10 protein-coding genes and 1 pseudogene are annotated in these 14,380 nt (G+C 71.6%); 2 read left to right on the forward strand and 9 right to left on the reverse strand.

Annotated features, from left to right (window positions below; all coding sequences use genetic code 11):
* Positions 1-88 precede the first annotated feature (88 nt).
* The 8 genes and pseudogenes from ACWDBE_RS02145 to ACWDBE_RS02180 form a co-directional block, all read right to left on the reverse strand.
* Complete coding sequence (locus ACWDBE_RS02145; protein ID WP_449806952.1) at positions 89-826, reverse strand: VOC family protein; 738 nt, start codon at positions 824-826, stop codon at positions 89-91.
* 113 nt (positions 827-939) lie between these two features.
* Positions 940-1,747: pseudogene (locus ACWDBE_RS02150) on the reverse strand (IS256 family transposase); the annotation flags it as partial.
* A gap of 346 nt (positions 1,748-2,093) precedes the next feature.
* On the reverse strand, positions 2,094-3,254 hold the full coding sequence (locus ACWDBE_RS02155; RefSeq protein ID WP_449806953.1) for a hypothetical protein: 1,161 nt from the start codon (positions 3,252-3,254) through the stop codon (positions 2,094-2,096).
* Positions 3,255-3,259: 5 nt separating this feature from the next.
* A complete protein-coding gene (gene fxlM / locus ACWDBE_RS02160) occupies positions 3,260-5,338 on the reverse strand; it encodes a methyltransferase, FxLD system (RefSeq protein WP_449806954.1) in 2,079 nt (692 codons plus the stop codon).
* Between the two features lie 15 nt (positions 5,339-5,353).
* Positions 5,354-6,613: a lanthionine synthetase C family protein gene (locus ACWDBE_RS02165; protein WP_449806955.1), complete on the reverse strand. Its 1,260-nt coding sequence runs from the start codon at positions 6,611-6,613 to the stop codon at positions 5,354-5,356.
* Positions 6,610-9,618: a lantibiotic dehydratase gene (locus tag ACWDBE_RS02170; RefSeq protein ID WP_449806956.1), complete on the reverse strand. Its 3,009-nt coding sequence runs from the start codon at positions 9,616-9,618 to the stop codon at positions 6,610-6,612. The genes ACWDBE_RS02165 and ACWDBE_RS02170 overlap by 4 nt, the downstream gene beginning before the upstream one ends.
* Before the next feature lie 87 nt (positions 9,619-9,705).
* Positions 9,706-9,864, reverse strand: coding sequence for an FxLD family lanthipeptide (locus ACWDBE_RS02175; protein WP_449806987.1), 159 nt, complete (start codon positions 9,862-9,864; stop codon positions 9,706-9,708).
* Positions 9,861-10,823, reverse strand: coding sequence for a TauD/TfdA family dioxygenase (locus ACWDBE_RS02180; RefSeq protein ID WP_449806957.1), 963 nt, complete (start codon positions 10,821-10,823; stop codon positions 9,861-9,863). The genes ACWDBE_RS02175 and ACWDBE_RS02180 overlap by 4 nt, the downstream gene beginning before the upstream one ends.
* Positions 10,824-11,000: 177 nt before the next feature.
* Here ACWDBE_RS02180 and ACWDBE_RS02185 point away from each other — a divergent pair, with 177 nt between their 5' ends.
* Positions 11,001-11,429: an NUDIX hydrolase gene (locus tag ACWDBE_RS02185; RefSeq protein ID WP_449806958.1), complete on the forward strand. Its 429-nt coding sequence runs from the start codon at positions 11,001-11,003 to the stop codon at positions 11,427-11,429.
* Between the two features lie 3 nt (positions 11,430-11,432).
* Positions 11,433-12,581: a helix-turn-helix domain-containing protein gene (locus ACWDBE_RS02190; RefSeq protein ID WP_449806959.1), complete on the forward strand. Its 1,149-nt coding sequence runs from the start codon at positions 11,433-11,435 to the stop codon at positions 12,579-12,581.
* 132 nt (positions 12,582-12,713) lie between these two features.
* Here the strand turns inward: ACWDBE_RS02190 and ACWDBE_RS02195 are convergent, their stop codons facing one another.
* Complete coding sequence (locus ACWDBE_RS02195; protein WP_449806960.1) at positions 12,714-14,369, reverse strand: NB-ARC domain-containing protein; 1,656 nt, start codon at positions 14,367-14,369, stop codon at positions 12,714-12,716.
* Positions 14,370-14,380: the final 11 nt, after the last annotated feature.

Consider the following 14,380-nt stretch of genomic DNA (forward strand, 5'->3'; position numbering starts at 1 on the left):
CGGGCCTTCCGGGCTGTCCGACCGGAAGGCCCGGAAGGCCCGGGCGTAGCGGTGGTCGAGCAGGCGATCGCCCTGGGGCGGAGCGGGGCTAACGGGGGCTGAGCAGGCAGAACTCGTTGCCCTCCGGGTCGGTCAGGATCCGCCACGAGATGGCGGACTGGTCGATGCCCGGGTCGGAGGCGCCCAGAGCGCGCAGCCTGGCCTCCTCGGCTGCCGGGTCGTCACCGCGGTAGGGGCTGATGTCCAGGTGGACGCGGTTCCACCCGCTCTTGGTGTCGGGGGTGCGGACGAACTCCAGGTAGGGGCCGACGCCGTGGGCGGAACGCATGGTCGCGTGGTCGTCGGCGACCTCGTGCACCGTCCAGTCCGTCGCCTCGCCCCAGAACCGGGCCATCGCCCGCGGGTCGGTGCAGTCGACCACCACCGCGGCGATCGGCCCGGTGTCCCGGTAGATCTCCCGGGGCTCCAGAATGCAGAACTCGTTGCCCTCCGGGTCGGCCATGACCGTCCAGGGGACGTCGCCCTGCCCCACGTCGGCGAGCGTCGCGCCGAGGTCCTTCAGGCGTGCGACGAGCTCCGCCTGATGGGCCGTCGAGGTGGTGACCAGGTCGAGGTGCACCCGGTTCTTCACCGTCTTGGGTTCCGGGCGGGCGATGAGGTCGATGCAGACGGCCGCAGGGTCGGGGTAGTCGAAGCCGACCGGTTCGAGGTTGGTCACGCCGGGGCCCTCGCTGTCGACACCCCAACCGAGTGCCTCCGCCCAGAACCGGCCGAGCGCGGCGTCGTCCTGGGCCTTCATGTTGATCTGCACAAGTCGTGTTGCCATGCCGCAGATCCTAGATCCCGGGTCGGCCGGTTTCAGCGGAGTTCCAGGGCGTCGAGCCACCGCTCCGCGCACTGTTGTCGCCGGCTCGGTTGCCCCCTTCGTGGTGTAGCCGATCAGTTGGTGGGCTCGTTGATGGTGTTGGGTAGTGTGGGGGCGCTTTCGGGGAGCTTGGTGGGGTAGAGCTGGTCCATGCTGCCCTCGGGTGGGTGGCGGGAGAAGGCGATCCATTCGTCGTGCAGCTCGAAGAGCACGGCGGTGACCAGCCACAGGAGCGCGTCGTCGTTCGGGAAGACCTGGATGTCGGCGCGGCGTTTGACCCGCGGCTGATCCGCTCCGGAGGGTTCGTCGATTGGATCTTCTTCCAATGTCGTTCCGGGAAGATCGCGAAGGCGGTCAGGTCGTCCTTCGCCTCCAGGAGCATTGCCTTGACCTTCGGGAACTGCGTGCCGAGCATGCCGGCGACGATGTCGAGCCGGGTGCGGACCGCATCGGCGGTGGGCCGGGCGAAGATCGTGCGGATCGTCGCGGCGACCATCTCAGCGGCCTCTTTGCTGATCACGCCGGAGACATCGCGCAGGAAGTGAACGCGACAACGCTGATAGGCGGCCCGAGCATGAGCTTCCGGATGGCCTTGACCAGGCCCGAGTGGTGGTCTCCGAACACGAGCCGGACGCCGTTCAGGCCGCGTTCCCGCAGGTGGCTCAGGAACTGGGTCCAGAACACTTCGGTCTCGCTGTCGCCGACCATCACCCCCAGGACCTCGCGGACGCCGTCCTCGGTGATGCCGGTGGCGATGTCCACTGCTCGGGAGACGATCTGGTGCTCGACTCTGGCCTTGCAGTAGGTCGCGTCGAGGTAGGTGTACGAGAAGCGGATGTGGTCCAGGAGGCGGCTGCGGAAGGCGGTCAGTTGGCCGTCCACGGCCCGGTGGACGATCTCGCCAGTCGTACGCACGCTGTGTGCCTAATGCGCCCCGGACCGAGGCTGCTAGGAAGAGCGATGCCGTCGCGCGGAGAGCGTGCGGAGCCTCGAATTGTGCTCCAGCCTTCTCCGGGCACGACAACAAGGCCACGACAAGGGTAGGTCTCGATGCCGCAGCCCGGTACCAGACACCACCGGGCTGCGGTTGATCGTGGGCACTTGGACCATGCGACATCAGCACCTGCAACCCGGACTCGCTGTGCCTTCGCCCTGGACCCGTACGGGGCTATGGCGGTATCGGGCAGGAGCGTGCTGGGAGACTACCTGGGTAGCGCGGGGAGAGTGACTACGGCTGCGGCGGGCGTGGTTCAGGGGCGTGGTGCATTCGAGGTGTGGGGTCCAAGGGGGAGACTTCGGGGGAGCCCGGGTCCAGCGGGGAGTTTTCGAGCACCTCCCGGCCGATGGCGAGGGCGGCCTCCAATCGGTCGTGGATGGGCTTGGGTAGGGCGGCAGAGCCCAGTGCGCAGGTGGCGAGCGCCTGTTCGAGTTCGACTGTCCGACCGGGTTCCAGGCGGTCGCGGACACCGGGGTGGGTGAGAAGGTCGCGCAGTGCGTAGCCGTCGCCCCTTCTACCGGTTTGCCTGGACAGCTGCTTGATTAGATTTCGGGCGGCGGGTGTGTTCGGGCCGGCGGCGTCGATGGCGGTCAGGGCGAGGCGGGTGGTGAAGACGGCCAGGCCTTCGTCCGGTTCGAAGGCGAGACAATGGTCGATCGCGGTCTCGGCGGCGTGCCGGTCGCCGGGGCGGCACAGCGCGGTGAGCACCGCGGTGACCGCGTTCTCCCACGAGTCGCCCGGCTCGGTGTCCTCCAGCAGCGCGAGCGCTCCTGGTGGGTCGCTGGCGGTGGCGCAGGCGAGGACGGCAACCTGTCGGCCATCGAGGATGCGCCGGCCGATGCCGTGGTGTGCCTCGATGTGGCGCAGGGCGTCCGCCCAGCGGCCGGCGGTGGTGAGGGCGCGGGTGCCGTCGGTGATGACGACCCGCCACAGCCACTGGCGGACTTCGTGGCGCTGTTGGTCGGTTTCGGTGAGGTGGGCGGGGACGGTAGTGCCGTCGAGGGTGGTCTCGGTGGCAGTGGTGACGGCGTGGTAGAGGTCGAGGAGGAGCTGGTGGCCATGCTGGTGGTGGCCGGCGCGGATGTGGAGGCGGGCGAGGTTGACGATGGGTTCGAGGCCGCGGATGGCGCTCCCGGCGGGGAGCGGGCCGGGGGCGAGGTAGAGGGCGGCGTGGCGGTGGCACAGCTCGCGGGCGTAGTCGGGGAGGCCGAGGTCGGAGGCGAGGAGGGCAGCCTGGTTAAAGACGGTGGAGGCTAGGCCCGGGTCGTTCTGCCGCGAGGCCGTGTCGGCCAGCTCGCAGAGCCGGTCGACACGGGCGTTCAGGGGCAGGCACGTGGGCCGGTGGCGGGCGACCAGCGGGAAGCGCTGGGCGATCGGTCCGGTCGGGTGCACGCGGGCTACTCCCAGATGACGGTGATCGGGTGGTGGGGACGGCTCAGGACGAAGCGGCCGGCGGCCGGGTCCGCGGTGGCGGGGGTGTCGGGGAGTTCGAAGCGCAGGGGTCGGCTGCGGAAACCGGTGTTCCAGGTGCGGATCTGCTCGGTGACGAGGTCGGCGAGGGCGGCGCCCGTCGGGCCGTGGCCGATGACGCCGGTCTCGTAGGTCTTGCGGCCGTCGGCGTCGGGCTTGCCGGGGCGCAGGGTGAGGTAGGCGAGGGAGCCGGCGTCCACGATGGCCATGGCGCCCCAGCCGAACATGGGGTTCACGCCGCGTTCGCGGGCGTTGCCGGTGACGCTCATCCGCATGAGGGAGTTGGGGAGGGTGAGGGCCAGCCACAGGTCCTGGTACTCGTAGGTGGTGCCGACGGGGATGGTGACGCCGGTCCAGACGTCGTGGCGCTCGGTTTCGAGGACGCCGAGCAGCAGGTCGGCGTCGACCGCGTCGGTCTGGTCCTTGTGGACCTGGAGGATGACGTCGCCCTCGTGGGTGAGGGGGACGGTGCGGCGGGCGTCGTCCATGCTGCCGCGCAGCGGCATGAAGACGGCGAGCTGGTCGTCGACCGACACCCAGCCGTTCTCGCCGCGCTCGAAGGCGATGGTGCGCGAGGCGGTGCCGCGCAGGCGCAGCGGCAGGACGATCCGCCCGCTGGGCTTGACCTGCTGGAGCCAGGCGGTGGGCATCTCGCTGGTGCTCACGGTGGCGATCACCCGGTCGAACGGGGCGGCGTCGGGGTGGCCGAGGGCGCCGTCGCCGAGGATCACGTCGACGTTGGTGATCCCGGCGTCCGCGAGGTGCTTGCGGGCGCCGTCGACCAGGTCGTCGTCCACGTCGACGGCGACCACGTGCCCGTCGGGGCCGACGATGGTGGCCAGGTAGGCCGCGTTGACGCCGGTCCCGGCGCCAGCCTCGAAGACGCGCTGGCCGGGCCGGGCGCCGAGTTGCTCCAGCATCAGGGCGACGATCGCGGGCTGGGAGGCGGCGCTGATCTGGGTGCCGGAGCCGTCGGTCTTGGTGTAGGTGGGGTTGTCCGCGTAGGCGGCCTCCAGGGGGAAGCCGGGCAGGAAGTGCTCGCGGGCGACGGTACGGAAGGCGGCCTCGACCGCGTCGGTGCGGATGGCGCCCTGGGCGAGCAGGCGGTTGGTGAGGCTGCCGCGCAGTTGATCGACGGGGGTGGCAGTGTTGTTGCTGAGAGTAGTCACGTGGGCGACCCTAGTGGTTGTGCGGATGGTGGGCTGTGAGGGCGTGGGGACCTCGCCGGAATGGAAGACGGTGTCCAACGCGCGTGCAGCGGACGCGGATTGGTGCTCGACGGGTACGCCGGCGCGGTTGGCGTGGAAGATCATCAGGTGGGCGAGGACGGCGCGCAGTCCGCGGGTGAGGCGGCCGTCGCGGGCCAGGCGGACGAGGTCCTGTCCGGTCTCCTCGAAGGCGTCGACCCAGTCGGTGTGTCCGGCGAGCGGTTCGCCGGGGCGGGAGAGTTGGCGGGTGTCGAGGGTCATGAGGCGGCGCATCCTGGTGGTCAGGGCGGCGGCCCGTTCGGGTGCGAGGGGTGGAGGCGTGGGGCGTTCGGCGGCGAACTTGGCCCACACGTCGCCCTGTTCGTACCAGTCGGGGCCGGCGGCGCGGAGCATGGCGGAGACGAGGACGACGAAGGTCTCGGTGCGGCCGAGTGCGGGCGGGCCGAGCTTGGCGGCGCGGGCCATCAGGTGCCGGCTGTCGGTGTGGAAGAGTCGGTGGGTGATCTCCATGGCCTCGGGGCCGCCGAACGCCTCGGTCTCCGGCTCGTAGACCACGGTGGCCCAGCCCTCGACGAGCCCCTCCTCGGCGAGCGTGTCCAGGAGCGCGGTGACGACGGGGGCGGGGGCGGCGGCGCGGTAGCGCAGCCGTAGTCCCTTCTTCCGCATGTACCACCAGCCCTCCAGTACGCCGGAGTTCTGGGCGTGGGCGAGGACGGGGGCCAGGTGGTGGGCGGCGATCTGTTCGACGGTGCCGGGGTCGGCGAAGGTGAGGTCGTGCTGGATCCAGCCGGTGGTCATCGAAGGAGTCCTTGGTCAGGCGGTGAGGAGGCATGCGTCCCAGCAGGTCGCCGGCGTGGTGCCGGTGGTGGGGGCGAGCAGGGCGAGGGCCGTACCGGCGGCGCCTTCCAGGAATCCAGGCCCTGTCGTTGCGAGGAGGTGGTGTGCCTGTTCGTCGGGGTCGGTGCGGGGCGGATGGGCGGTATCGAGGAGCAGTGCGGAGGCCGTTCGCAGGCAGGCCGCGTTGCGGGGGAGGGCGGCGTCGGCGGCGCGGTGGGCGATGTGGGCGAGCCCGGCGTAGCCGTGGCAGGCGGACAGGTCGGTGGTCGCGGCGAGCGCCTTCGGGTCAGTCAGCGTGGTGGCAAGGGCTTGCTCGGCGTCGTGGCGTAGATGCTGGTCGCCGAGGGCGAGGGCGGCGAGTTGTTGGGCGCGTGCGACGCCTGCGGTGCCGTAGCACCAGCTCGGCCGCTGCGGCGCCAGCGGCCTGTGGTTGAGGTCGTTCAGGTGTGTGGGTGTGATCCAGTAGGGCCAGGCGTGGCCGTCACGCCAGCGCTCCAGCCAGGACAGAATGGCGCGGATCGCCTCGCGCTGGCCGTCGATCTCGATGCCGCGGCGCAGTGCGAGAGCCAGCAGTGCGAGCGGGCCGGCGATGCCGTGCGCGAGTCCGATGTTGGCGTGCCCGCCGGGGTACCGCTCGTCCGGCGTGCCGGAGGGGCCGTCCATGGTCCACCAGCCCGGCAGTGCTTGGCCGTTGTGCTTCACGTCGGCCGTGAGGCGGACGAGGTAGCCGAGGACCCGGTGGATCGCCTCGCCGTCCGGGTCGCGGCGGAGAAGCACCGCGCCGACGCCGGCCAGGCCGCGGATGGCGTCGAACTCGGCCAGCGCCGGTAGGTCGCCCCGGGTGATCCGGGCGAGGGCTTCATCGCAGCGGCGCAGGGCGTCGCCAGCGACGACTTCGTCCAGGTGGGCGAGGGCGCTGCTGTAGGAACCGGGCCGTGCCTGCGCGGCGCAGGCGAGAGCGTGTGCGAGGGCCGGAGCGCCGTAGTGCAGGTAGCTGTCCGGGCCGCTGGTCACCGGCCCCTTGACTCCGATGGCCAGCCAAGCACTCACCGGTTCCCACGGGCCTCGGCCGGTGGCGGCGCGTTCGATGTGGAGCAGGGCGATGCCGGGTGCGCCGTGGGCGAGGGACTGGCGCCACTGCGGGCGTGACGACCAGGCGGACGCTACGGCCTCGGGGTCGGCGAGAAGTTCGGCGATCCGGTCGGACAGCCGAAGAGCAGGGTGCGGGGTGGTCACCGGTCACCGTCCCGGGAGAGGCAGGCGAGGGCGGCGGCGCGGGCCAGGTAGAGGATCTGGGCTTCGCCTTCGAAGTCGATGCGGTGCGCGCGGACGAAGCTGCAGTGCAGCAGGGAGCCGAGCACGTCGTCCGCCTGCACGCCTTCGGTGCGCGGGCTGGGGAAATGCCGTCGGTAGGCGTCGAGGGCCCGGTGGCGAGCGGACCAGGCGTCCACGATCGCGGCACCGCCGGGTTCGGCCCGCAGCGCCGCCCAGCCGCGGGCGGGGTCGGCGAGGTGCACCGCTTCGCGGAACACCGACCTGGGTACGGCGGTCGGCGCCTGAGCAGGGACGTTGTCTACGAGCCAGCGCAGTCCAGCGGTGGTCGATCCGGCGAACCCTGCGGTGATGGCGACCGCCTGGGCGGCGAGCAGCGCCCGCCAACCAGGCAGCACGGTCTGGGATAGCTGGGCGAGGACGGCGGCAGAGTCGGTGCGGAAGACTTCTTCTGCCGCTGCCCATGCCGGTCCCTCGCCCCAGCGCCCGGTCTCCGTGTAGGAGGTGGGGTAGACGACCTCGGACAGCAGGCCGGTCTGGTGGAGCTCGGCGGTCCAGGTGCTGATCACGGTGGCGGCGGGGCCGAAGGCGACCGGTTCGGGTAGGGCGATGCGCAGCCGCAGGTGGTTGCGCGGGTCGCGGAAGCGGACGAACCACCACTTCGGGTTGCCGAGTCTGTCCAGGAGGTCGGGCAGGTGCCGGGCGAGGACGGTGTCCTGGCGGTCCAGGGCGCCGTAGAGGGAGGCGAGGAGTACGCGGGAGGTGCCCGGGGCGTCGCCGTGACCTCGCCGCAGGATCCGGCTCGGAGCGGGCTTGGGCAGGCGCGGCCACGCCGGCGCCCGGGTGGCGGTAACCGGGACGACGATCTCGTGGGCCCGGCCATCGGCCCAGCCGAGGTCGGCCGGGTTAGGTTCCTCGACGAGGACAACGTGCGCGGTCGAACGAAGGTGGTCGCGCAGCAGGGCCCGGTGGCCGGGATGGTCGAGGTCGAGCGGCAGGCCCTGACTGTCGGCAGCCAGCAACACGTGCCGCGGGGCTCGGCGCCGCGTCAACCACGACGTGAGGGCCTCGTCCCACCGGTGCTGCGAGGCGTCACTGGTGGGAAGTTCGGCGGTGGTGAGGCGCCAGATGGCGGGGGAGAGGATGACGCGTCGGTGCCGCAGCCGGGGGCGGAAGGGCAGCGTGTGGAGCGAGCCCCAGTCGAAGCGGGTGACCTGTGCGGCCTGGGCGCGGGACAGCTCGGTGATCAGCCGGGCGAGCGGCGGGGTGTGGTGGCGGAGGTTGAGGGCGTGGGTGGCGGTGGCCTCGATCCGGACGCCGAGCGTCGGTGCTGCCAGGTACATGCGCCGTCCGTCGCAGCCCACCGCCAGGTCCTCGGGGCCGAGGGCGCGGTCGGTGACGGGGCGGTGTTCGGCGAGGCTGATCACCAGCCGGCCCGTTGGCAGGCTGCGGGTGACGTGCCCGCTGGCCGGGTCCAGCGGCGGAAACGACAGCTGGGCGGTGACGGCGTGCTCGTCCATCGTCGGGAGGTCTGCCAGCAGGGTGGTGAAGGTAGCCCGGTGCTCGGGTTCGAGGAGGTGGAGGAAGCGGCCGACCGAGACGCCGGAGGCCCGGGACGTCGCGGCCACCTCCAACCGGAAATCGCCCCGGTCGAGCCTCTCTTGGCTGCGGGCGTGGACGCGGGCGATGACTTCCAGATGCGGAGGAAGGCGGGGTTCGTCCGGGCCCAGCTGGAGGGAGGCCAACAGCGCTTCGTCGAGGACGACCTCGCGCTCGCCGTCGAGCGTGGCCCGCTGGGCGAGGGTGGCGAGCAACTCGTCGCGCTTGTCGAAGCGTGGCTGATCGGAGGGCCGGGCGCCGGGGTAGCCGTCGGGCCAGCCGATTCCGCTGTCGGCCACCACATCGAGCAGCGGCACCAAGGCGCCGCGGCCGTAGCGCTCGTAGAAGCGCTGGTGGTAGGACCGCCACGCCGCAGTGCCGTTGGGCGCGGCACTGAGCCGGGCCAGCAGGTGGGCGGCTCGGGTGGCCTCGTCGGCCACCGAGCGCGGGAGGACCAGGTCGGCGTCCAGCCGAAGGTCGACGGCGGGCACCGGACGACGGCTGCCGGCGGTCCGGAGGTCTGTCAGGATCTCGGCTGCCTCGGGGACGTGCTCGACGCTGATCTTCGACAAGACCGTGAGGAGGTGCTCGAGCGGGTCAGGGTCCGTCGCCGGAGCGTGCAGGTTCGTGATGAGCGCACGCTGGGCAACGAGTTCGGACAGGATGCCGGTGACCTGTTCGACGGTTGCGGTGGGGAACTCGGTGTGGACTTTGTCGATCAGCTCCCGGAAGCGGATCGGCAGGCGAGCGAGGCCGAGGGCGAAGGCGACGGGGCGGGTGCGACGCAGGGTCGTCTCGGTCGTGGCCGTGCTGCCGTCGGCCCGGGGGACCGGTCGGTGGGGGACGACGAGGCGATCGCCCCGCACCTGGACGGTGTTGTTCGCCGTCACATCCAGCAGCGCCAGCACAGCGGGGCCGCACTCCAGCAGGCCGACAGCTTGTGCGATCACGGACTCCGAGACACTGGTGACAACGTGGTGTTCGTCGCCCCACCGCACGACGCAGGACGGCCCGAACGACGCCGCCTGTACACCTGCGAAGCGTCCGAACGGGGTGGCGCGGCCGGCCGCGCGCAGGAGATAGCGGGCGGTGGAGAGTGCGGCACGCCGAACTTCGCGCGGGTTGGGCCGGCGACCGTCGATCAGTTGGGCGATGCGATCGGCGAGGGCCGGGCTGGCCAGTTCGAGGGCCTGGGCGAGGTGGGCGTCGGCCCACAGGGCCCGCAGCCACTGTGCCTGTTGGAGGGCTGCGGTGGGTCCGGTGGCTGAGAGGTCGGGCCACGCCGGCACTGGCAGGTCGGGACGGGCGACGGCGCGTACGAGCGCCACGTCGGCGGCGCGGTAGACGGTCTTGGGAACGGGTGGGCGCATCGCTGCGGACCTCGGGGCTTGGAGACGGAGGCGGGGAGGGGGCGGGTGGTTCCCCAGGAGCAGGTCCCGGGAAACCACCCGGGAGCGTCAGTGCACGCCGGTGGTGCAGGCGCCGCAGGTGGAGCCGCAGCCGTCGTCGGTGAGGACCTGCAGGCTGGCCGCGTCGGCGGTCTCGACGGTGCGCACGTCGAGGTCGAACTCGTCGCCGCTGACGACGGCCGTGGTGGTGGTCTCGGCCGGGATCATCTGAGCCATGGTGGCTCCTCCTTGAGGGTCTCCCTTGCGGGACCTGGAGCCGGGGCGCGGGTGCGCCCCGCGTCACCAGGAGTCGGTGGGGCGGCAATGCCGCGGGTCGAGGGACGGCTGCCCTCCGAGGGCGAGCGAGCCCGCGGAAATTCCTGCGGGGTCCCCGTCAGGGGCAAGGAGGCTGTTGGGCAGAAGGAGTGGGGGAATCCGGGCCCGATACCGAGCGCAGGGTGCGGATCGCCCAGCGCCCGCAATATCAGCCGCTCACCCGAGAAGCCGGTGCGGCCGTGCAACAGACGATGGTTGTCCAGTACGACACCCTGTCCAGGGGCCAGCCGAAGCCGCTGGGTGTTGCGATCGATGGCCTGGCGCAGTGCGGGCAGGTGCGCCTGGGCGTCGGGCGAGAACCGGGCCAGGTCGTCCTGGCGCAACCGCAACTGCCACCGCCCGGCGGGCAACTGCTGGAACACCGGGGCGAAGCGGCCACTCGACCCGCCGAAGTAGGCGGCCCGTTCTGCGGAGAATGCCTTGATGGCGGCAGGGTGCTGCACGGCCAGCTCGGTGAGGACGGCCCGGCCGTCCACCAGCAGGGTCTCACCGCCGCTGTCGCCGGCCCGCGCGCACGCCAGCAGGAGCAGACGCGGCGGATCCGGATGCTGCGTGCACTCGGTGTGCAAAGCCAGCGCGCCGCGCCCCAGGCCTGCGAAGCCCGGCCGCCCGCTGTGGCGGCCGGTGTCGCGGATGACGGTGAGACCGTCCGGGTCGGCATCCCGGTGCTGCCACAACGAGGACATCAACCGGCCGGCCGCGAGAAGGACATCGTCTCGCCCGCCCAACCTGGCGAGCCTCAGCAGGCCGTCCTCGCGCAACGCCTCACCCGCCTGCTCGCGCACCGATCCGTCCAGTCCGCCCGCGGTGAACTTGTCGCTGCTGATGCCACTGGTGTCGAACGACGGCATGGTGAAGCTCCCTCGTGGGACCGAGCGGGTGGGAGGCGACACACTCTCCACGCCGCAGCCACCGGATGGAAAGTGACAGATTGTCAAAGCGTGATCACCGGGCTGCGGGGCATCGTGCCGGTCCGCAACTGCTACGTTCGACACGCCCGTGACCGCCCGCGCGCCCCGGAAGAAGCGATGACCGCGACAGAACAGCCCTACGTGCCGAAGGCCTTCCCGATCTCCATCAAGGGCGTCGTGCTCGACCCGCAGCAGCGCGTGCTGCTGCTGAAGAACGAACGCCAGGAGTGGGAGCTGCCCGGCGGGAAGCTGGAGGGCACCGAGACCCCCGAAGAACGGGTCGTCACCGAGATCCACGAGGAGAGCGGCTGGACGGCCACCGCCGGCCCCCTCCTCGACGTGTGGATGTACGAGCCGATCCCCGGCCGCAAGGTCTTCATCGTCACCTACGGCTGCACCGCCACCGACGCGCACCATGCCCCGGTCGTCAGTCACGAACACAAGGAAGCCGGGCTCTTCCAGCGCGACGAGGTGCCCGGCCTGGTCATGCCGCAGGGGTACAAGGACTCCGTCGCCCGCTGGTACGAACTGCACCACCAGGACTGACCGGTGACCCGGATCGACCCGTACGGCGGCATCCGCTGGCACTGGACCACCCCCAGAGCCCAGGACATCCTGCGCCGCAGAGCCCTGCCCGAGATCCTCCAGCTCTACCGCGAACTCCACGGCCTGCCGCAACAGGAACTCGCCGACCTCCTCGGCTACTCCACCAGCTACGTCTCCCGCATCGAAACCGGCTCGCGCACCATCACCGACCTCGGCGCCCTGCGCCACATCGCCGAACGCCTCGGCCTCCCGCCGCACTGCCTCGGCATCACCGACGACGCGGACGGAGACCACCAACTCGTGATCCAGCTCGCCGAATCCGTGCTGCGCCTGGCCGAGATCGCCCGCCAGGCCGGCCAGGCCACCACCGCCGTCGCCGAGCTGTGGCCGCTGGTCGCCCGTCTGGAGGCCCGAGCCGCCGACGGACACGCCGACCTCGACACCCTGAGCCTGCTCGCCCGGGCCCGCGTCGGCCTCGGCGTCGCCCTCGGCCACGTCCTGCCGGAGGAGCGCCTGGCCACCGCCGCCCGCTGGACCGGCAAGGGCCTGAACGTCGCCCGGCGCCTGGGAGATCCCGGCCTGCACGCCAATGCCCTGCGCCACCACGGCAACGAACTGCGCAAGGCCGGCCTGCACCTGCGTGCGCTTGACCGGCTCGGGCAGGCCCGAGACACCGCTCGAACCGCCACCGAACGAGCCGAGGCGGCCGTCCTGCTCGCCCGCGCGGCCGGAGCCGCCGGGAACACCGCCGTCTTCGACTTCGCGATCGAGGAGGGTCGCCGACTCCTCGACGAGGCGGCGCCCACTGCCCTCTTCTCCGCCTTCACCCTCCACGAGGTCCGTCTCCGGGGTCTCATGAGCACGGGCCGCGTCGCGGAGGCCGTCCGACAGCTCGACCACGCGCCGGTCGCCGGTCCGGCAGCGACTTCCCAGTGGCAGATCATCGCGGCGATCATCGCCGGGGAGGTGCTGCTGAAGAAGGGGGATCCGACCGGAGCGGCGCAGCAACTCGGCACGGCGGTCGACGGGGCGACCCTCCACCATCTGCCGCACCAGCTCCAGCGCGTCGTGCGGGCCGGCCGTCACCTGCCCGAGGTCCGGGATCGTGCGAGCGACGCCCTGGCGCGGCTGCGGGCCGAGATAGCGGCCTGATCTCCGGCCTGAGGGTGAGACGGTGATGAACATGGCGGATTCACATTCCGTGAGCTCTGGACTGAACCATCCGGAGCGGTGGGGCGGGCGCCGCTCAGCGTGGGGAGCGGCGCCCCGCGCGGTGAGCGGAGGTCACTCGGGTGGCAGCGCGAGCAGTCGGCTCTGCAGGCGTTCCACGTCGCGGCTGCTGCCCAGGTTCCGGTACTGGGCCTGGCTGGCGGTGTACCAGCTTTCGGCGACCCTTGGCAGGCCGGCGCGTTGAGCGGCCTCTCCGAGGAACTCGATGCCGTAGGCAGCCCAGTGGCGGTGACCGAGCCGCACGAATTCCTGCACGGCGATGCTGATGGTGCCGGCCGCGAGGTCGTGCTCGTCGGCCAGAGAGTGGGCCTCGCCCAGGAAGGCCCTCGCCCGGGCCACGTTCAGCGGGTCGGGTGGAGCGAGTGATTCGAGGTCGGCGAGGGCTCGCCGGAGCAGGGCGAAGCCGAGGTCGGTGTCGCCCCGGCGGGCGGTGGCGGAGCCGAGGAGGATTCCGGCGAGGCCGGCGCCACGCCGGTCCTCGAGGCCGGAGTACAGCTTGATGGCGCGGGTGAGCTCGGGCTCGGCGGCGGCGTACCGCTCGGCCCCGTACAGGGTGGCACCGATGCCGGCCGTGCACTGGGCGATGCGGTTGAGATCCTGATCCTCGACGGCGAGGGTACGGCCCTCCGCGTAGAGCCGAAGGGCGTCCTCGTGTTCTCCCACGTGTTTGTGCGAGATCGCCAGGGTGGTGGTCATCTCATAGATGGCCATGGGGTGGCCCCAGATCCGTGCGGAGTCGAGCCCGAGCTTGTGGCAGGCGAGGCTCAGGTCGGTACGCCGTAGGCGGTGGAACATCGGCCACATGTCGTGGACCAGGACCGTGGCGGCCTGGTGCTCGCCGAGGGCGCGGGCAGCGGCGAGGGCGGGCAGGACCGCGGGGGAGACAGCCTCCAGCCACTCCAGGGCGGTGCGGTCGTCGGTGATGTGCAGCGGCTCGGCAGGATGGTGGCGGTGTTGGCGCGGAAGGACGCGGTGGTGCGGGGTGAGTCGTTGGACGGTGTCCTGGGCGGTGGCGATCAGGTGATCGAGGTAGCGCTGCACCACGAGCTGCCGGGTGTCTGCCTGGTCACGGATCAGTTCCCGGATGTGGGGGCGGATGCTGTAGATGTCGCCGCGTACGGGTTGGTGGCCGGTGTGTTCCAGCAGGTGCCGGGCCACGAGCTCGCGCAGCAGTCGCAGGGTTCGGTCGGCGGGCGTGAAGGTGGCGGCGGCCACGGCGAGGTGGTCGAGATCGGGCGAAGGGATCAGTGCGGTGTCCCGGAGCAGGCGCGCTTCGGGGTCGGGTAGCGATGCGAGGGCGACGGTGGAGGTAGCGGGGACACTGTCCAAGTCGTTTGCGGCGAGCGCGGCATGGGAGGCGAGTGAGCGTGCTGGGTTGAGGACCGCCGTGCCGGCGGCCAGGCCCAGGGCCAGGGGGATGCCCTGGCAGGTACGAGCGAGGGCCTCGGCGGCGGCCGGCTCGGCGCACACCCGGTCCTCGCCGAGGATTCGGGTGAGCAGCCGGAGAGCGTGGGCGGGCGCGAGTGGGCCCCGATGGTGATGGTGAGCACCGAGAGCGGCGAGTGCCGGCAACGGTGAACGGCTGGTGACGATGACCAGGCACTCGCTGGTGGCGGGGACCAGGGGGACCACCTGGTCGGCGGTGGCGGCGTCTTCCAGCACCACCAGCAGCCGCCGGGTGACGGCGAGGGACCGCCATAGTGCCTGCAAGTCCGATTCCT

Source organism: Kitasatospora sp. NPDC001132, from assembly GCF_053598415.1.